We start from the raw sequence: 19,551 nt of genomic DNA, 5'->3' as shown, positions 1-19,551 counted from the left end.
TGTTGTCCACTTCCCCTTGCTTGTTTCACTTATTGCACATGATAAACATCAAAATAAATAGCTTTCATATAATCAATTAAATAACTAGGATTCAATTCTTCTCCCGTTGCATCATAAATTAATTGATTTGGTTTACGTGAAGCGCCGTACTGATGAATATGTTGTGTTAACCATTTACGGATATCAGAATAATCCTCCGAAGCTAAAATTTCATCAACAGATAATTCTTGTTTCATTGCGTGAAATAGTTGCGCGGCGTACATATAACCCAAGGCATAAGATGGGAAATAACCAAAGCTACCTCCAGACCAATGAACATCTTGAAGGACACCTTCTAAATCATTTTCAGGTGATACGCCTAAGTACTCTTGGTATTTTTCGTTCCACACTTTTGGCAAATCAGCGACTTCCAAAGAACCATTAAACAACATTTTCTCAATTTCATAACGAATAATGATATGCAAAGGATAGGTGAGACTATCGGAATCAATCCGAATCAAACTTGCTTTCGTTTCTTTTAAAGAAGCATAGAAATCTTCAAAAGCAATATCATCAAAAGTACCTTCTGCGCATTCTTGGAAAAACGGGTATTGTTTTTGCCAAAAAGCCCGGTTGCTACCAATGATAATTTCATTAAAGAGCGATTGTGATTCGTGAATCCCCATAGAGGCACCTTCGCTTAGCGGCGTAAAGTCAAATTTAGGATCAAAATTTTGTTCATACATCCCATGACCCGCTTCATGAATCACACCAAATGTTGCCATTGAGAAATTATTTTCTTCCCAGCGCGTAGTAATCCGCGCATCATTTCGATTTAGAGCTGTCATAAATGGATGAACTGTATCATCTAATCGGCCTTTTGAAAAATCATAGCCTAATTGTTCAACCACACCAATCACAAAACGGCGTTGTTGTTCTTTGGTCATTTTTCTAGATAAAAAGTCAGTTCTAGGCGGCGTACCTTTTTCCGCTAAAACGGTCCGAATTTCTTGAATCCCTTGTTTTACTTGGTCGAATACTTGGTCTAGCTTCTCAACCGTCATTCCCGGTTCAAATTGATTTAATAACACATCATACGGAGTTTTTTCTTCTTTTTGCCAATAAGGAATGAACTCTTTTTGGAACGCAACGACCTTCGTTAAGGTTTCTTCTAACAAGCCGAAATCTTGTGCAGCGCGTGCTTTTAGCCAATCTGTATGTGCTTGGTTTAATACTTTAACATATTCTTGCATACGTTCAGCTGGAACATTTTTATTCAAAGCATATTCTTCTTTTACTTTTTCAAAAACCAGTTTCCCTAATTCAGATAATTCTTCAGGGCGTGTCTCAAAATAGGCCAATGCTTCTTGAATAACTGGGCCAATACTTCGTTCAAAATATAATCCGGTTAAATACCCTTCTACTTCTCCTCGAAAAGGACTACTTTTTTCTGGCATCCCAGTTGATGAATCCCAGTCTAATAATGTCAAGGCATTTTTTAGTAATTGAATTTCTTTCACTTCTTGTAAAAATACAGCTTCCTTCATTTTTTTACACCAGCTTTCTTAGTCTTCCCGTGGTTTTCTTGGTGGACGTGTTCCCCAGTATTGGAATAAATCTGTTCGTAAGGCTCCGTTGTAAAGCTTCCGTTTTTTAGTAGCTTTGGCACCATAATATTCTTCAAAAGCAAGATCACTCGTCAGTATATACTTGCTCCAAGTAGTTAACGGACGGAAAACATGGCCCATTTCTTTATACAAACGACGAACACTTTCCTCTTCTCCTAAACGCTCACCATAAGGCGGGTTAGCTACCATTACACCATATTCCTTCTCGGTTGTAAAATCTTTTAATGCCAATTGTTTAAAGGTAATTGAATCACCTAAACCAACTTCCTCAGCATTCGCTCGTGCGACTTCAATCATTCGCCCATCAACATCTGAGCCACAGATATCTAATTCAACATCGTAGTCTGCCTTTGCCTCGGCTTCGTTACGTACTTTTTCAAAAATTGCTGGATCAACCCAATCCCATGTTTCACAAGTGAAACTACGATTAAAGCCAGGGGCAATGTTATGGCCAATTAATGCTGCTTCAATACAAATTGTTCCAGAACCACAAACTGGATCATAAAAAGGACGATCTTTGCGCCAATTGGTCAACATCACTAAAGCAGCTGCCATGTTTTCCTTAAGAGGTGCGCCCCCCTTTTCAATGCGATAGCCTCGTTTAAATAAACTTGGTCCAGTCGTGTCCAACGTCAACGTCACTTTATCTTTTAGCAGAGCCACTTCTAATTTAAACAAAGCTCCTGTTTCGGTTAAAGGCACCGTCGCTGGACGATGGTAAACTTCTCTTAAACGGTTAACAATGGCTTTTTTGGTGATGGCTTGGCAATCAGGAACACTATACAATTTTGACTTAATTGATTTACCTGCAACTGGAAATTCTGCATCTAAAGGCAAATAATCTTCCCAAGGAAGTGCTTTAACTTTTTCAAATAATTCATCAAAACTATAGGCGTTAAATTCGCCAACGACGATTTTAATCCGATCTGCTGTGCGTAGCCATAAATTGGCAGTAGCAATTGTTTCAACAGTGCCTTCAAAGACGGCCCGGCCATTTTCTACTTCACAGGGAATCCCTAAATCACGCAATTCTTTTCCAACTAATGCTTCTAAGCCACTAGCAGCCGTTGCAACAAGTTTGAATGTTTTTTCTTTCGTCATAAAAACTCCTTCTTGACTCTTTTTTATTGTCTGGAGCTAACAGTCCTGCCGACTACTGCTCCGCTTGTTTTTTATAATTGTCCGCTTTCTCTGAACTAAACGGTCCTGTCGCGGCCTCTTTAGAACAGACAGCTTACTACTTTTATCTCAGTTTCTTTATTTTAACATTTTTTTATTCTTTTCGTAAAAAAAGCCTTCACAACTACGTTGGAAGGTCTTCCTGAATTACTTGTAATTTTCTATAAGCCATGTTCTGTATCACCAATTCTTCAGGAAAAATTGGTGACGGTCATCATCTATCTGCAGAGTAAACTCTGCCTCTTCTACTCGTTCATTTCCTTTAGAAGAGCGCCCCTACCATTGTTTGGGTTGCTCGCTCGAGGGGTTTACCGCGTTCCACCGATGGAGTTTCCCACATCGCTTCGTCACTGTGGCACTTTCAAGGATACTTTGACATAGTCGAAACCTTAGTCATTTTTCCTGCCGTTACTCTAAAAGAGTACCTTAGCTTATGATTTCGCTAAGCACGAACACTACAAGCATCTCAGCTTGTGCGAGCATGGACTTTCCTCAGCTTGCAAAAGCAAACCGCGATCACCCGAAAATTACAAATCTGTTTAGACGAACAGCAAAAATTTACACACTACAACAAGTGTCCGCTATTCTAACAAATGCTTTTTGTTCCTCGTGAAAACTTGACTTAAATTGTCTTGTTAAAATTGACGTGTTTGTGCATTATCAACATCATGGTTCGCTGGTTCTGCAGTCATTGACGGTGCAGAAGGCGTTACAGGTGTTGAAGGTGTTTCATCTAACTTTTTACCAAAAACTTCACGCTCTAAGTTTGATAAACGTTTTAAAATATCAAAGTTGGTCACTGCTGCACTTTTTGGTACTTCTTGAGCAACACGAGGCGTTGGTTGGGCTTTTGATAATTGGTCTAATTTTGCCATTAAGCGGCTGTTTTCTTCTTGCAAGCTTAATAATTCTTTATTATAAGCTTCGTAGTCTTTAATAACATTGTCTAAAAATTCGTCTACTTCAATTGGGTCATACCCGTTCATCATTTTCGTTTTAAATTCTTTTTGTAAAATGTCTTTAGGACTATATACTAAATTTGCCATGTTTACACCTCATTTGTTTATTTACGATAGAAAATTTCATAGTTCCACAAATACTATTGTAACGAAAAATAGCTAGAAAATCAAACAGATTCTCTAATCAATCACCGAGTTTTGTAAATCATCCATTGTAATTAAGCGAATATCATAGGGTTCTCGTTCCGAAAAATGTTGTGCGTCCTTTAAAAAATACTCCGTTTTGCCAGGGTACTCTTTGTCATAAATAAGTAAGCTGCCTCCAGAATGTTCCAAAAGAAATTTTGTATGCATTTTTAATTGTGCTGGCGATTGATAGGGCTGGTGACTTACTGAGTTGATATAATCAGCCAAACTTTCCGCTTTCGTTAACAGTTCTCGATTTTGTTCATTCCAATTATTGCCAAAGTCTTTAAATGGATAAAGCAAACCTAGCTGAACTTCTGGATATTCCGTTTTTAATTCCCCAACTACTTCAGCTGTCCAAAGTTCAACACCTAAATTGCCAGAAATCAAAATCCATTCTACTCCCGCTTCAATATAACTGGCTAACTCTTTTTTTAAGACATTTTTAATAACTGTGATTTTCGGGTCTTTTCCTTGAAATATCCCCAATTCAAAGCTGCGATAACCGGTGACATAGAGGGTTTTTATCATTTCCATAAGTCATCCCTTTTCTTTCAGGTCTTTTTTTTGGTATAATACAGGCTAGGAGTGTGATAAACGTGACGTTCCATTATCCTAACGGAATACCTTATAATCATCATGAAGCACAATCACCAAAAAAACAAGTAAAAAAGAAACGCCCCGTTGAATTTGGTAATCGCGGGATGGATTTCGAAGAAGCGATCAATCAAAGCAATCAATATTATCTATTGAATAAGCAAGCAGTCGTTCATAAGAAACCCACTCCTGTTCAAATTGTTAAAGTAGATTATCCCAAACGAAGTGCGGCTGTTATTAAGGAGGCCTACTTTAGACAAGCTTCAACGACTGATTATAACGGTGTATATCAAGGCCGTTACATAGATTTTGAAGCGAAAGAAACGAAAAATACCACGTCCTTTCCCTTTAAAAATTTTCATCAACATCAAATTGATCATATGGAACAATGTATAGCACAACAAGGGATTTGTTTTGTGCTATTATGGTTTTCAAGCTTAAAACGCTGCTTCTTTTTTAGTGGTGAAAATCTAATAACGCATTGGAAAAACCAAGCAGTTACTGGAAAAAAATCTATGCCGCTTGCACTCATCGAGAAAGAAGGAATTGAATTATCTTTTGGAATCGCACCGCGAATCCCTTATCTCGACGCAGTGGAACAATATATTCAGACACACTAGATTCATAAAGTTTTGAAAGTATAACAAAGGAGTTGCTATTTATGCCAACCGCAAATTCAGGCTCGCGAGCTGCTAGACATGCATCCAACACCTCATCGAAGTCGAGTTACAAGAAAAAGACACAACCGCCGAAAAAGAAAAAACGGCTTGTTTTAAAAATCTTTCTTGGCTTACTTATCGCTGGGATGGTCGCTTTTTTAGCAGGCGTTGGTCTTTTTTGGTTCTATGCACGACAAGCCCCAAAATTAGAAGATGACAAACTGAATGCGACAGTTTCATCGAAGCTTTACGATATTAATAATGAAATTTTTGAGGATTTAGGCGCAGAAAAGCGTGAATTAATTCAACCAAATGATGTGCCTCAATTATTAAAAGATGCCATTGTTTCTGTCGAGGACCGTCGTTTCTATAAACACATTGGTGTGGATCCGATTCGGATTATCGGTTCTGCCCTTTCAAATGTCAAAAATGGTGGATTACAAGGCGGAAGTACCTTAACCCAACAATTAATTAAATTGTCCTACTTCTCTACAAAAGAATCTGACCAAACCTTGAAACGGAAAGCACAAGAAGCATGGATGGCTGTTCGTTTAGAACGTGAAAAATCAAAAGAAGAAATTTTAACTTACTACATTAACAAAGTCTACATGGCGAATGGTTTTTATGGAATGGAAACAGCGGCTGAAAATTATTATGGTAAACATTTATCTGAACTTGATTTACCACAAACGGCCCTACTGGCAGGAATGCCGCAAGCGCCAAACTCATACGATCCCTATACAAAACCAGATACTGCTAAAGAACGTCGGGATGTTGTACTTTACACAATGTACGACAATAAAAAAATCTCGAAAGCAGAGTACGAAAAAGCTAAAGCGACCCCAATCGATGAAGGCTTAGTGCCATTAAAAGCCAGTGATGACAATCGAAAAGTCGTAGATAATTACGTCAAAGAAGTAATCAATGAAGTGAAAGCAAAAACTGGTAAAAATGTTTACACAGACGGACTAGATATCTACACAAACTTAGATATGAATGCCCAAAAACAACTTTACGATATTGTCAACAGTGATCAATACGTTGCGTTTCCAGATGATAAAATGCAAGTGGCTTCAACCGTTATTGATGTTGCCTCTGGACAGGTCCGAGCACAAATTGGTGGTCGTCACATTCCTGATGATGTGCAATTAGGAAACAATTTAGCTGTTAACACCCAACGTGATGTTGGTTCAACCGTGAAACCAATCATGGATTATGGTCCCGCAATTGAGAATTTAAATTATTCGACAGGTCGCCTCATGGTGGATAAACCAACGAAATATCCTGGTACCGACATTGATGTCTTCAACTCTGATTTAACATATCAAGGCGTCATTACTATGCGCCGTGCGATTATGGGTTCTCGTAACACCACCGCGGTCCAGACGTTTGATGAAGTTGGTAAAGAAAACATCATGCCTTTCATTAAAGGGCTAGGAATTGACTATAAAAACTTAGAAGCCTCGAATGCCATTTCAAGTAACACAAGCGATGTAGATGGCGATAAATATGGAATTTCCTCATTGAAGTTAGCAGCAGCTTATGCGGCTTTCGCCAATAACGGGATTTACAACAAACCGTATTACGTAAACAAAGTCGTTTTCAATGATGGAACTAGCGTTGATTATCAACCTGATGGTAAACGTGCGATGAAAGACTCTACCGCCTATATGATGACGGATATGTTAAAAGATGTTTTAAACGGCGGAACAGGATTTAACGGCGCCATTCCAGGCTTAATCCAAGCGGCCAAAACAGGGACTTCTAACTATACTGATGAAGATTTAGCGCGAATGGGGACAACAGAAAAAGGAATTGCCCCGGATAGTACCTTTGTTGGTTATACAACACACTATGCCGTTTCTGTTTGGACTGGATACAATGATCGAAATACACCAATCTATCAAGAATACTATGGGATTGCCTCGGATGTTTATCGTGAAATAATGAGTTACTTGTCTCAAAATGTTTCAAACGATGACTGGGTGCAGCCAGACAGTGTTGTGCGGGTAGGTAATGAATTATACGTGAAAGATGCCTATGAGGTACCAAATGTACAAGTTTTACCAAGTACTACCTCTTCAGCACCACAGCCGGAATCTAGCAGTACGGTGGAATCCTCTTCCACAAAAGAAGCGGAAAGTTCATCAAGTTCTAGTTCAGAAAGTGCGCCTTCTTCCTCTGAAGCGCCACCCTCAACCGAACAACCGGCAAGCTCTTCCTCAGCAGAGCAACCGGCAACATCGGAACAACCACCTGAACCATCAAGTTCTAGTTCACAAGAACCGCCGCAACCACCTGAAAGTAGTTCTAAACCAGATGAAAATAAAGCAGCATAAAAAGTACGGGGCTCATGATGAGCCCCGTACTTTTTTAGATTAAAAATGGACGAAGTGAACTGAATCACTTCGTCCATTTTTGCTTATTTACTTTCTTTATTTGCCAAAGCTGCACCAACAAATCCTTTGATTAAGCGTTGTGGGCGATTTGGACGAGAAATTAATTCTGGGTGGAATTGACAAGCCACAAAGAATTGTTTTTCAGGAATTTCAACAATCTCAACTAAACGATTATCTGGTGAAACTCCAGAGAAGACTAAGCCATTTTCTTCAAATAATTGACGGTATTTGTTGTTAAATTCATAACGATGACGGTGACGTTCTTGGACAACATCTTCATTTCCGTATGCTGCCGCAGTTTTCGTTCCTTTTTTCAATTTACATGGATATAAACCTAAACGTAGTGTGCCACCTAAATTCTCGATGTTTTCTTGATCTGCCATTAAATCAATAATGTTATTTGTCACGTCAGGATTAGTTTCTGCAGAACCAGCATCTTCTAAGCCCACAACGTTACGACCAAATTCTACACAGGCCATTTGCATACCTAAGCAAATGCCAAGGAATGGTACGTCATTTTCGCGAGCAAAACGAATCGCTTCAATTTTCCCTTCAATTCCACGATCACCAAAACCACCAGGAACCAAAATACCATCTGCTGAACCAATTCTTTCAGCGACATTTTCAGCAGTTAATTCTTGTGAATCAACCCAATCAATTTCGATATCTGAATCAAAATCAAACCCAGCATGTTTTAATGCTTCTACAACAGAAATATAGGCATCTGGTAATTCAACATATTTACCAACCAGCGCAATTTTTGTTTTCTTTTTCAAGTTAAGAACTTTTTCTTCTAATGCACGCCACTCAGTCATGTCTGCAGCCGGTGCATCCAATTTTAAATGATCACAAACAATTTGATCCATGTTTTGTGCTTGAAGTGCTAATGGAATGGAGTATAACGTTTCAACATCACGAGATTCAATTACCGCTTCCGGATTAACATCACAGAATTGTGCTAATTTGTTTTTAGTGTTTTGAGAAACAGGTAATTCCGTACGGACCACTAAAATATTTGGTTGAATCCCTAAACTTCTTAATTCTTTGACACTATGTTGTGTTGGTTTAGTTTTCATTTCGCCAGCCGCTTTTAAGTAAGGAATCAAGGTTGTATGGATGTACATTACGTTGTCACTACCCATATCAGCTTTCATTTGACGCAATGCTTCTAGGAAAGGTAATGATTCGATGTCGCCGACAGTACCACCTACTTCTGTGATAATCACATCGGCATCCGTCATTTTCGCTGCACGCATGATTTTTTCTTTGATTTCATTGGTAATGTGTGGAATAACTTGCACTGTTGCACCTAAGTATTCCCCTTTACGTTCTTTACGTAAGACTTCTGAATAAATTTTTCCAGTGGTTACGTTTGAGTATTTATTTAAGTTAATATCAATAAAACGTTCATAGTGACCTAAGTCCAAATCTGTTTCGGCACCATCATCTGTGACAAAAACCTCTCCATGTTGGTAAGGACTCATTGTCCCCGGATCCACATTAATATATGGATCGAATTTTTGAATCGTTACTTTTAATCCACGATTTTTTAATAATCGTCCTAAAGATGCTGCGACAATCCCTTTTCCGATAGAAGAAACCACGCCACCTGTAACAAAGATGTATTTTGTCATAATAGTTAAAAACCCTTTCTTTGATAATATTTTGTAGAGAGAAGTAAAACAACTTTGAGACTCTTACGTTTCTCCAAATAAAAAAGAAACAAAAATAGAAAAGCTCCCTATCCATTACGAATAGGGAGCTTGTAAGTTCGTTCAAACTTCTGACCTTCTTAAAGGTGCCCAAGTAGTATAATACAAGCAAACGGACATCAGGTCAAGTACTTCTATTCAAGAAAATAATTTTTTCTATTTTCTCATTTTTCTTAAGCATTCAACTAAAAAGCTTGACTCCTTCTTAGGAATCAAGCTTTTTAGTTTCTTACTCTTCAGAATATTCGTCATCAAAATCGTCTTCATCTTCAACATCATCGTCATCAATGATCGTTAAATCTTCTTCGATTTGCGGAATGTCTTCTTCATCATCGTCTGAATCTGCACCAATCTCTTGTAAGTCAGAGTTGTATGCTTTGATTTCTTCATCTTCATCTTCTTCATCATCGTACAAGATGTCTTCTTCATCATCATTTGTTAATTCAGCATCTTCTGGATCGTCATCGTTATAGTCAATTACATCTTCATCGTTTGGATTAGTGATGAAGGCATTTACTTTTTTACGTTTTCTACGACGTGGTGCATCTTCTTCGTCTTCTTCCAAGCCATGTGTAACTTCTTCATCGATTGAATCGATTGGATACCATGAACGTAAGCCCCAACGATTGTCTCCCAATGAGATAAAGCTACCGTCGATGTTTAAATCTGTATAAAATTGTGCTAATTGGTCACGAATTTCACTATCAGACTTGCCAAGATAATTTTGGATTTGGTTAACTAAATCAGAAAAATCCATTACATCTGCATGTTGTTCTAAAATAGCGTGTGCTACTTCAATCATGGATAATTCTTTTTTGTTTAACCCTTCAAATACATTAATTTCCAAGAGGTACACGTCCTTTCACAGTCTACTCCTTATCATACAAAAACATTGAAAAAAAATCAATTCTATTCTGCAATATTTATGCAGTAAATTCTAATTCTAAATGATATTCTCCGATTCGCTCTGTTTGAGAGTATAAATCATAATCAACTAAAATCTTACCAGACATTGGTTGATCTTTTAAACTAACACGCAAATTATGTGTAAACGTACTAATCTGTAGCAAGCCATAAGGGGTTCGATAACTTGTATCTAATTTTTCCTGATAGCCAAATCTTAAACGCATCCGTAATTCGCCGGCACGAATCAGCTGAACATGCCCGTCTGGTTCAATTTTAATGGTTACGGGGGTTGGTTCTGTATCCTCTAATAATTCTTCTTTGTAACGAATGTATAATGTATCACCCATTTTTACTAATTGACCTTCTAGGTCAAAGAAAAAATCTTTTTGTTCGTTGCCTTGTTGGACAATCGTTTTTAGTTGAATCGATACAGGAACGCCTGTTGATAAATCCATAATGGTCACTCCTTTTCCAAAATATAACTTTCTTATTGTTGACTTTTTCAATATATTTGTCAACTAAAGTCAATTTTTCCTTGTTTATGTACCTTTTCTTATTGTATAAGCTCTTTTCACGGGTTGCAAGCATTTGTTTCATCTATTTAATAAGAAAACCGTTTACTATTTTAGAGAATTCCTTCAGAATTCGTTTATATAACATGCTTTTTTGCGTTTTTTGTATATAATATAAGAGAGAGTAAGAAAATAAACGTATTAAATGACGTAATTATAAATAGACAGGACGTTTTTTATGAGCACAACTTTTCCCCTTCACACCGAATCATTTATGCTCCTTGATTCAGGTTGTTTAACAAACAGTGACTATTTTTTACCTTTTGCCTTGACCGATGTTTTAACTACTTTTTCAGGAATGCATCACCAACCAATCATTCATTTCTGGCAATTGGATCAAGCAATGATTCTTGGCATGAAAGATACCCGTGTACCACATCTAAAAGAAGGCATCACTTCTCTGCAAGAAAACGATTATTCTGTAGTCGTTCGCAATGCCGGCGGTTTAGGGGTGATTGCCGATTCGGGTATTTTAAATGTTTCACTTATTTTACCAAATAATTCTGAACACAAATTAAGTATCGATGCGGCTTATGAATTAATGTGGGCTTGGCTCCGTCAGAGTTTTCCGGAGAAAGAGATTGACGCCTTTGAAATTACTACATCCTATTGTCCTGGTACTTATGATTTAAGTATTGGCGGTCAAAAGTTTGCTGGGATTGCCCAACGACGCGTCAAAGACGGTATTGCTGTCATGATTTACATCAGCGTTAACGGCAATCAACTTGCTCGTGGAGAAGTGGTTCGAGACTTTTACCTTGCTGGCTTACAAGAACAATTTGGTGAAAATGGCTATCCACCCGTTGATCCAGCAGTGATGGCAAATTTAGAAACCCTGATTGAGACTCCATTAACAATAGACGCCGTAAAAACCCGTTTAATCGAAGCATTACCTCAACAATTTGAAAAATCTATTGATCCAAACTTAACCGAACCAATTATAACCTCAGAATGGTTCCAAACAAATTTAACTGTCCAGCTGGAAAAAATGGCGCAACGAAACGCCTTAATTAAAGGAGAGATCGTATGACGATTCCGTATAAAGAGCAACGATTACCAATCGAAAAAGTTTTTCGTGATCCCGTCCATAATTATATTCATGTCCAACATCAAGTGATTTTAGACCTTATTAATTCTGCTGAAGTGCAACGATTACGTCGCATTAAGCAACTAGGTACTTCTTCTTTTACGTTTCACGGTGCCGAACATAGTCGTTTTTCCCATTCTTTGGGTGTTTACGAAATTACACGTCGGATTTGTGAAATTTTCCAACGTAACTACTCTGTGGAACGATTAGGTGAAAACGGCTGGAATGACGACGAGCGCCTGATTACACTTTGCGCAGCTTTATTACATGATGTCGGTCATGGTCCTTATTCACATACATTCGAGCATATTTTTGATACAAACCATGAAGCAATCACGGTCCAAATCATCACCTCACCAGAAACGGAAGTCTATCAAATTTTAAACCGTGTTTCGGCAGATTTTCCTGAAAAAGTCGCCAGCGTTATTACTAAACAATACCCAAATCCTCAAGTGGTGCAAATGATTTCTAGTCAAATTGATGCCGATCGCATGGACTATCTGTTACGTGATGCTTACTTTACAGGGACGGAATACGGAACTTTCGATTTAACTAGAATCTTACGTGTGATTCGACCCTACAAAGGAGGCATTGCCTTTGCTATGAATGGGATGCATGCTGTGGAAGACTATATCGTTAGTCGTTACCAAATGTATGTCCAAGTCTATTTCCACCCTGTTTCTCGAGGGATGGAAGTGATTCTTGATCATTTATTGCATCGGGCGAAAGAATTATTTGAAAACCCTGAATTTGACTATGATTTACAAGCCTCTCTGCTTGTACCATTCTTTAAAGGGGACTTCACCTTACAAGAATATTTAAAATTGGATGATGGCGTCCTCTCTACGTACTTTACACAATGGATGGATGTGCCTGATTCAATTCTAGGTGATTTAGCCAAACGTTTCCTTATGCGTAAGCCTCTGAAGTCAGCCACCTTTACGAACGAAAAAGAGAGCGCAGCAACGATTGCTTATTTAAGGGAATTGATTGAAAAAGTTGGTTTCAACCCTAAATATTATACTGCCATTAATTCAAGCTATGATTTACCTTACGATTTTTATCGTCCAAATAAAGACCGTCATCGTACACAAATTGAATTGATGCAAAAAGATGGCTCATTAGTGGAATTGGCAACGGTCAGTCCCCTAGTTGCAGCACTTGCTGGTCAGAGTCAAGGAGATGAACGTTTCTATTTCCCTAAAGAAATGCTTGACCAAGTAAATAAAAAACATTACGATTTATTTGATGAGACGTATCGTGAGTTTTCAAGTTACATTCATAATGGTGCGTTAGTTTTAAAAAAATAGGTTTTCTAGGAGGATTCTATGTCAATTAAGTTAGTTGCTATTGATATCGACGGAACATTGCTAAATTCACAACACAAGATTACCCCACGGGTCAAAGAAGCGCTCCAAAAAGCAAATGATCAAGGCGTTCGTATTGTTTTATGTACAGGCCGTCCTTTGCCAGGCGTGAAAGAACAATTGGATGAATTAGCCTTATATGGTGAAAATGATTTCGTGATTACCTACAACGGTTCGCTTGTCCAAGCAACCAAAGATAATACGATTATTTCACGCTATACCTTGAGTTATGAGGATTTTTTAGAAATTGAAATGTATTCTCGTAAAGTCGGCGCTCACTTGCATACAATTGATGATTCCGCTATTTACACTGCCAATCGCAATATTGGTAAATATACGATTCACGAAGCATCTTTAGTGAACATGCCTTTGAAATATCGTACGGTGGATGAAATGACACCAGAGATGAACATTATTAAAATGATGATGATTGATGAGCCGGAAGTTTTAGATCCTGCCATTGCAAAATTACCATTACATTTTACCGAAAAATATACGACTGTTAAAAGTACGCCTTTTTACTATGAAATCATGAATAAAAATGCTAGCAAAGGCAATGCTCTAGCAAAATTGGCAGACCATTTAGGCTTAAATAAAGACGAAGTGATGGCCATTGGTGACAATGAAAATGACTTATCCATGATTGATTACGCTGGGATTGGTGTTGCGATGGGCAATGCGACAGAAAATGTTAAAACAATTGCCGATGTGCATACCACTAGTAATGACGAAGATGGTGTCGCTCAAATTATTGAAAAAATGGTTTTAATTTAAACATTCTTTTCAATAACAATAACCCTCAATCTAATCAACATAGATTGAGGGTTATTCGTTGTTATTTTATGATGCTGCCGCTAGCCATTTTTCAACGGCCCAACGGTGGCTTCCTCTTTTTAATAAACGGACTGCTTCTTCTGGTGCAACCCAGTGTAAAGTATTGGTCCTTTCTAAGGGTTCGCTAAGTTGCCGCCAAGTATTCGCTACATAAAAATAGCCAGGATTATAATAGGCCGTTTGGCGATGGTTCGAATAAAAATATTCATCAGCTTCCCCTAAATAACGGCCAATTTCTACACTAATTCCTAATTCTTCTAGCACTTCTCGATGGATCGCTTCTTCTTTCGTTTCGGTGCCTTCAATTTCGCCTCCTGGTAAAAAATAAGCTCCATTTGGCGCTTGTACCAGAACCATTGTGTTATTTTCTGGCTTTGAAACAATAATGTATGCAGCATATCTTGTTTGATAGGTCAATGTCTCTTCTCTTTTTCCAAACGTTGGCGTTTTCATTGGCGCACCTCTTCTCTTTTCATCTATTTTACCTGAGAAATTCCTTTAGAACAAGTCAGAAACCAAGCGTTTTTCTCTACATTTCACGTTTATCTATGCTACTATTAACGTTGGAAATATAATTAAGTTTGAAAGGGAGTTTTTAACTATGAAAATGGCTCATACATGTGTGCGTGTAAAAGATTTAGAGGCATCATTAGATTTCTATCAAAAAGCCTTCAATTTTGAAGAAAGTCGCCGTCGTGATTTTCCAGAAAATAAATTTACTTTGGTTTATCTAACTTTACCAGGAGACGACTACGAACTAGAACTAACTTATAATTATGATCATGAAGCATACGATTTAGGAAACGGTTATGGTCATATCGCCATCAGTACAGATGATTTAGAAGGATTACACGAAAAACATCAAGCGGCTGGCTTAACTGTCACTGACTTAAAAGGCTTACCTGGAACTGCACCATCTTATTACTTTGTTGTCGACCCAGATGGTTATAAAATCGAAGTCATTCGTGAACGTTAAAAAGTTTCACTTGTTCACTTACTGAGCTTTTTGTGTTTGAGAGCTGTCCGAGACAAAACTTGTCTCGACTTCTTCTCAAACACTTTTTTCAAAAAAAGTGCTACAATAGAACGTATGAATTTATTGAGGATGTGATGTTATTATGACAAAAAAAATTATTGGAATCGCTGGCAATCAACTTTTGCAGGCAGCTGAAGTGTTTCACGGTAACCAAGTGACTTACACCCCACAAGGTTTTGTTAGCGCTGTTCAAGCCGCAGGTGGCGTTCCTCTCGTTTTGCCAATTGGCCCCAAAGAATTAGCCGCTACGTATATACAACAAATTGATAAACTACTTTTAGCAGGCGGTCAAGATGTTGCCCCTGAATTTTACGGACAAGAACCCCATATAAAATTAGAAGAAACGAATCGTGATCGTGACGAGTTTGAATTAGCCCTAATTGAAGAAGCCTTAAAACAAAACAAACCTATTTTTGCGGTTTGCCGTGGAATGCAATTAGTCAATGTTGCTTTAGGTGGCACATTATATCAAGATTTATCGATGTATCCTCAATGGTCAGTTAAGCACGGACAACAACCCACTCAACCAATCTTTGCGACGCATCGTATTGATGTTGAACCAGACAGTCAATTATCAAACATATATGGTACAACTGGTCAAGTCAACTCGTACCATCACCAAGCACTACATACTTTAGGAAAAGATTTACGCGTTACTGCTTGGTCCTCTGATGGCCTTGCAGAAGCAGTGGAATCAACAAATGAACAGCAGCCTTTATTAGCTGTTCAATGGCATCCTGAACTAATGTACGCACGTGATGCCAAATCCCAAGCACTCTTTAACTACTTTGTTCAAAAATTATAGTAAAAACGGAGGGACGTCTTTCGCCCCTCCGTTTTTACTTGCTATCATACTTAAAAATCAAAATTATCTGGATCTGCACCAAAACGATGATCCTTATTTAACTGATTAATTGCGGTTATTTCTTCTGGTGTTAATTCAAAATCAAAGACAGCAAAATTTTCCTGAATTCTTTTTTCGTGAACAGATTTAGGAATCACGATAATATCATTTTGTAAGTGCCAACGAATAATCACTTGGGCCGCTGATTTACCATATTTTTCACCAATTTTCACTAGTACTGGTTCAGATAATAAATTACCTTGTCCTAGAGGAGACCAAGCCTCCACGGCAATCTTATTTTCGGCTAAATATTTTCGTAGCGGTTCTTGTGTTAACGTAGGATGTAATTCAATTTGATCCACCATTGGCACAACATTTGCTTCTGTTAATAAATCTTCCAAATGATGTTGATGAAAATTGGAAACGCCAATTGCTTTGGCACGACCACTTGCGTAAATTTCTTCTAATGCTTTCCATGATTCTTTATATTTACCAGCAACAGGCCAGTGAATTAAATATAAATCAACATAGTCTAGCCCTAATTTTTCTAAGCTTTTATCAAACGCTTTAATCGCATTTTCATAGCCTTGATCTTCATTCCATAATTTCGTCGTCACGAAAATTTCTTCGCGGGGAATACCCGATTGACGAATGCCTTCGCCCACCCCTACTTCGTTTTTATAAACGGCTGCCGTATCAATCAAGCGATAACCCGCTTCTAAAGCCCATTTTACTGAATTTGTTGCTTCTGAGCCATCTTCTACACGCCAAACACCTAAACCTAGGCGTGGCATTTCATTGCCGTTTGCTAATTTTTTTGTTTTATCCAAAGTCATGTGTTTCTTCAGTCCCTTCATTTTCATTACTTTTAGTATACTACGCATTCTTCTTTCACGAAACAATCACGACTTGTCAGGTCATTTTCTTTATTTTTAATAAGTAACGACGCCAATAAGTCAGCACTCCGATTAGTGCTACAACTACAATTGTTCGACCGCTAACGCTTCCAATCCACAGTTTAACTGCAAGTAACCAGATACAAAAGAGATAAACACAGGACCAATTAAAGGAAACTTTCAATGTACATGATTCCGCAATTTCGATTATCTGACTACTAAAAAAACGACTCCCTAATCGTAAAGCGACTGGATTATGGAAGATAAATGTTCGTCGCTTGTCAGCCGTCAAGCGAGTAGCACATCGCTCATCAATAAAAATTGTTACAGGTAATTTAGAAAGTAAATCATTTTTTGCCCATTCAATTGAAACTTTCACGCAGCACTCACAACCTTTAACAAAATTATAAAATATATTATTTATTTACAAAATTATAACATTCCTAAAAAAACATGTTAAGTCTTTAAAAAAACTTTCTATTTTCTTCCCCTTTCGCCGAGAGATTTAGTATACTAAAAGAAGAAATTTTAGAGAAAGTTGGATTTTTATGTTGATACTTGGTTTAGCCAGTACTGAAACAGTCGATTCTTCTGCTCCTGATTTAGCAGAAGCGACCGTAAAAAAAGTGAGCGCGCTACAACGCTTTTGGAACAATATTAATTGGGATGCCATTGTCGCTACCTTAATTGAAAAAAGTTTATCAATTTTATTTTTAATTTTTCTATTTTTTATTATTCAGCGAATCGGGAAATATTTAATTGATCGCACCTATGCAAATTATAGTAAAAAGCAACATTTTAGTGAAAGCCGTTTAAAAACATTACACACTTTAATCATTAATGCATTTCAATATACGCTGTTCTTTTTCTTCATCTATTCTCTTTTGACCATTGTCGGTGTGCCTGTTGGCTCATTATTAGCTGGAGCGGGAATTGCCGGTGTTGCCATTGGTTTAGGGGCTCAAGGATTCATGAATGACTTAATTACCGGATTTTTCATTATTTTAGAACAACAAATGGATGTAGGTGATTATATTCGCTTATTGGCGTTAAATATTGAAGGAACTGTTACTTCTGTCGGATTACGAACCACTCAAATTAAAGCGGTTGATGGAACTGTTCATTTTATTCCAAACCGAAACATCACCACAATCAGTAACCTGTCTCGTGCCAATATGCAAGTGTTAATTGATGTCCGCATCAATCCTGAAGAAGGTTATGAAAAAATTTGTGAAGTGATTACAGAAGTCAATGAAACGTTAAAAGAAAAGTATATCGAAAGTATTCAAACTGGGCCAGATATTTTTGGTATGGTCGATTTAGGCAATGGTAACTTTGCGGTGCGAACGACCATGTATGTACTAAACGGCAAACAATTTGCGGTCAAAGAAGAATTTCTAGCTCAATATATCAAAGCATTAACAGAGGCCGGCTTTACGATTCCCAATACGCCCATTATTGCAAAATAAAAAACAGCCACCAGATATTTATTAGTTATCTGGTGGCTGTTTTTCTAATTGTCCAATGATTTTAAAAACCCACTAACTGCCTCCACTCCAAACAATAACGCCTCTTCGTTCGGTTCAAACTTAGCAGAATGAAGGCTGTAGGGACTTGCCACGCCTAACCAAAACATCGTGCCTGGGACTTTAGACAATAGATAGCCAAAATCTTCACCTGTCATTGCAACCGGTGCTTGTTGAAATTGAACTGTTGCTTGTTTGCTTATATATTCAATAAAATTCGTGGTACATGCGGGCTCATTCACTACAGGTAAATACCCTTTCTGATCAAGATGAACAGTTACTTCACATTGAAAAGATTGCGCAATACCTTCACTAATTTCGCGAATTCTTCGCTGCGTTTGTTCATTAGTTTCTGCTGTCAATGTGCGAATTGTACCAGATAAAGTTGCTTCTTCGGCAATCACATTGCAGGCAGTCCCTGCATGAAAAGTCCCAAAAGTAACGACTGCCCCAACCACAGGATCAACATTTCGACTAACGATCGTTTGCGCTTGCTGAATTAAATTGGTGGCCGCTAAGACCATATCATTCGCTTGATGCGGAAAAGCCGCATGTCCACCTTTTCCTTTTAAGGTAATGTTCACTTCACAAGTGGCAGCAAACAATGTCCCTACTCTGGTACTAATAGTTCCGACTGGCAAATCAGGATTAACATGAAGCGCATAAAATTCATCAGGTAACCACTCACCAAACGCATGGTCTTCATACATCAACATCCCCCCTGCTTCATTTTCTTCAGCAGGTTGAAATAAAAATAAAAAGTTATTGTCTGGTTGCTGTTGACTTAATTCTTTCAAAATCCCTAAACCGATTGTCATGTGAAAATCGTGCCCACAGGCATGCATAAACCCTGGTCGTTTTGATTGAAAAGCAGAAACCACTTCCTCTTGAATAGGCAAACCATCAATATCAGCACGCCAGCCGATGGTTTTCTGAGGATTTTTGCCTTCTATGAAGACTAAAATCCCCGTTTGCCATGTTCGAACTTGCAGATAAGGTTGCTTCATTTTATCAATTTCATTAAGTAAAAAGGCTTGTGTTTCCTTTTCTTCTAAACCGATTTCAGGTATTTGATGTAGTTGCCGTCTAATCGCAATTAATTCTTCTTGCTCCACAAAAGCCACTCCTTCATTTTTTGGGTAATCGAAAGCCGCCATGAAGAAGTTTCTTCATCGCGACTGACTA

The 19,551-nt window shown here is 37.9% G+C and carries 19 protein-coding genes and 1 other RNA gene; 8 read left to right on the top strand and 12 right to left on the bottom strand.

Annotated elements, in window-relative coordinates:
• Window positions 1-29 precede the first annotated feature (29 nt).
• From IGL37_RS04445 to IGL37_RS04425, 5 genes are all read right to left on the bottom strand, one after another.
• The gene (locus IGL37_RS04445) at window positions 30-1,526 is read right to left on the bottom strand and encodes a carboxypeptidase M32 (protein ID WP_002360566.1); all 1,497 of its coding nucleotides are present in this window, start codon (window positions 1,524-1,526) and stop codon (window positions 30-32) included.
• Between the two features lie 18 nt (window positions 1,527-1,544).
• Entirely contained in the window at window positions 1,545-2,708 is a 1,164-nt protein-coding gene (locus IGL37_RS04440) for a THUMP domain-containing class I SAM-dependent RNA methyltransferase (RefSeq protein ID WP_002357989.1), read from the bottom strand.
• A 237-nt stretch (window positions 2,709-2,945) separates the two neighbouring features.
• Window positions 2,946-3,314: RNase P RNA component class B (gene rnpB, locus IGL37_RS04435), an RNA gene on the bottom strand.
• Window positions 3,315-3,421: 107 nt separating this feature from the next.
• Window positions 3,422-3,832 (bottom strand): cell division regulator GpsB, encoded by a 411-nt coding sequence (gene gpsB / locus IGL37_RS04430; RefSeq protein WP_002357990.1) that lies wholly within the window; start codon window positions 3,830-3,832, stop codon window positions 3,422-3,424.
• A gap of 93 nt (window positions 3,833-3,925) precedes the next feature.
• Window positions 3,926-4,468, bottom strand: a complete 543-nt coding sequence (locus IGL37_RS04425; RefSeq protein WP_002360568.1) for a DUF1273 domain-containing protein — start codon at window positions 4,466-4,468, stop codon at window positions 3,926-3,928.
• Window positions 4,469-4,530: 62 nt separating this feature from the next.
• Here IGL37_RS04425 and recU point away from each other — a divergent pair, with 62 nt between their 5' ends.
• Window positions 4,531-5,148, top strand: coding sequence for a Holliday junction resolvase RecU (recU, locus tag IGL37_RS04420; protein WP_002388848.1), 618 nt, complete (start codon window positions 4,531-4,533; stop codon window positions 5,146-5,148).
• Window positions 5,149-5,189: 41 nt separating this feature from the next.
• Complete coding sequence (locus IGL37_RS04415; protein WP_002360569.1) at window positions 5,190-7,526, top strand: PBP1A family penicillin-binding protein; 2,337 nt, start codon at window positions 5,190-5,192, stop codon at window positions 7,524-7,526.
• 83 nt (window positions 7,527-7,609) lie between these two features.
• On the opposite strand, the gene IGL37_RS04410 is transcribed toward IGL37_RS04415, so the two are convergent.
• The 3 genes from IGL37_RS04410 to IGL37_RS04400 all read right to left on the bottom strand — a co-directional run bounded on the left by IGL37_RS04410 (window position 7,610) and on the right by IGL37_RS04400 (window position 10,659).
• Complete coding sequence (locus IGL37_RS04410) at window positions 7,610-9,220, bottom strand: CTP synthase (protein WP_002357995.1); 1,611 nt, start codon at window positions 9,218-9,220, stop codon at window positions 7,610-7,612.
• Window positions 9,221-9,527: 307 nt separating this feature from the next.
• Complete coding sequence (gene rpoE / locus IGL37_RS04405; RefSeq protein WP_002357996.1) at window positions 9,528-10,145, bottom strand: DNA-directed RNA polymerase subunit delta; 618 nt, start codon at window positions 10,143-10,145, stop codon at window positions 9,528-9,530.
• A 76-nt stretch (window positions 10,146-10,221) separates the two neighbouring features.
• Complete coding sequence (locus tag IGL37_RS04400; RefSeq protein ID WP_002382132.1) at window positions 10,222-10,659, bottom strand: DUF1934 domain-containing protein; 438 nt, start codon at window positions 10,657-10,659, stop codon at window positions 10,222-10,224.
• 331 nt (window positions 10,660-10,990) lie between these two features.
• Here IGL37_RS04400 and IGL37_RS04395 point away from each other — a divergent pair, with 331 nt between their 5' ends.
• Genes IGL37_RS04395 through yidA form a run of 3 tightly spaced genes read left to right on the top strand, consistent with a single transcriptional unit; the run spans window position 10,991 to window position 14,004 of the window.
• Complete coding sequence (locus IGL37_RS04395) at window positions 10,991-11,806, top strand: lipoate--protein ligase family protein (protein WP_016618669.1); 816 nt, start codon at window positions 10,991-10,993, stop codon at window positions 11,804-11,806.
• Window positions 11,803-13,173, top strand: coding sequence for a dNTPase (locus IGL37_RS04390; RefSeq protein WP_002407097.1), 1,371 nt, complete (start codon window positions 11,803-11,805; stop codon window positions 13,171-13,173). Before IGL37_RS04395 ends, IGL37_RS04390 begins: the two co-directional genes overlap by 4 nt.
• Window positions 13,174-13,191: 18 nt before the next feature.
• Window positions 13,192-14,004, top strand: coding sequence for a sugar-phosphatase (yidA, locus tag IGL37_RS04385; protein WP_002361624.1), 813 nt, complete (start codon window positions 13,192-13,194; stop codon window positions 14,002-14,004).
• 66 nt (window positions 14,005-14,070) lie between these two features.
• Here yidA and IGL37_RS04380 read toward each other — a convergent pair whose 3' ends face one another.
• Window positions 14,071-14,517 carry an NUDIX hydrolase gene (locus IGL37_RS04380; RefSeq protein ID WP_002363716.1) on the bottom strand — a complete coding sequence of 149 codons (447 nt, stop codon included), beginning with the start codon at window positions 14,515-14,517 and terminating at the stop codon, window positions 14,071-14,073.
• A 148-nt stretch (window positions 14,518-14,665) separates the two neighbouring features.
• Here IGL37_RS04380 and gloA point away from each other — a divergent pair, with 148 nt between their 5' ends.
• Together gloA and IGL37_RS04370 are read left to right on the top strand one after the other, a co-directional pair.
• Window positions 14,666-15,040, top strand: coding sequence for a lactoylglutathione lyase (gloA, locus tag IGL37_RS04375; protein ID WP_002358003.1), 375 nt, complete (start codon window positions 14,666-14,668; stop codon window positions 15,038-15,040).
• Between the two features lie 142 nt (window positions 15,041-15,182).
• Window positions 15,183-15,905, top strand: coding sequence for a gamma-glutamyl-gamma-aminobutyrate hydrolase family protein (locus IGL37_RS04370; protein ID WP_002358005.1), 723 nt, complete (start codon window positions 15,183-15,185; stop codon window positions 15,903-15,905).
• Window positions 15,906-15,955: 50 nt separating this feature from the next.
• Here IGL37_RS04370 and IGL37_RS04365 read toward each other — a convergent pair whose 3' ends face one another.
• The gene (locus IGL37_RS04365) at window positions 15,956-16,828 is read right to left on the bottom strand and encodes an aldo/keto reductase (RefSeq protein WP_002393437.1); all 873 of its coding nucleotides are present in this window, start codon (window positions 16,826-16,828) and stop codon (window positions 15,956-15,958) included.
• A 28-nt stretch (window positions 16,829-16,856) separates the two neighbouring features.
• On the bottom strand, window positions 16,857-17,219 hold the full coding sequence (locus IGL37_RS04360) for a hypothetical protein (RefSeq protein ID WP_002358008.1): 363 nt from the start codon (window positions 17,217-17,219) through the stop codon (window positions 16,857-16,859).
• 169 nt (window positions 17,220-17,388) lie between these two features.
• On the opposite strand from IGL37_RS04360, the gene IGL37_RS04355 reads away from it, so the two are divergent.
• Window positions 17,389-18,309, top strand: coding sequence for a mechanosensitive ion channel family protein (locus IGL37_RS04355; RefSeq protein WP_002382128.1), 921 nt, complete (start codon window positions 17,389-17,391; stop codon window positions 18,307-18,309).
• Window positions 18,310-18,353: 44 nt separating this feature from the next.
• On the opposite strand, the gene IGL37_RS04350 is transcribed toward IGL37_RS04355, so the two are convergent.
• A complete protein-coding gene (locus tag IGL37_RS04350; protein ID WP_033918043.1) occupies window positions 18,354-19,523 on the bottom strand; it encodes an N-acetyldiaminopimelate deacetylase in 1,170 nt (389 codons plus the stop codon).
• Window positions 19,524-19,551 lie beyond the last annotated feature (28 nt).

Source organism: Enterococcus sp. AZ119 (assembly GCF_050546175.1).
GTDB classification, from domain to species: Bacteria; Bacillota; Bacilli; order Lactobacillales; family Enterococcaceae; genus Enterococcus; species Enterococcus faecalis.
Note: the sequence above shows the minus strand (reverse complement) of the source record. Positions and strands in the feature narration are given on the sequence as shown.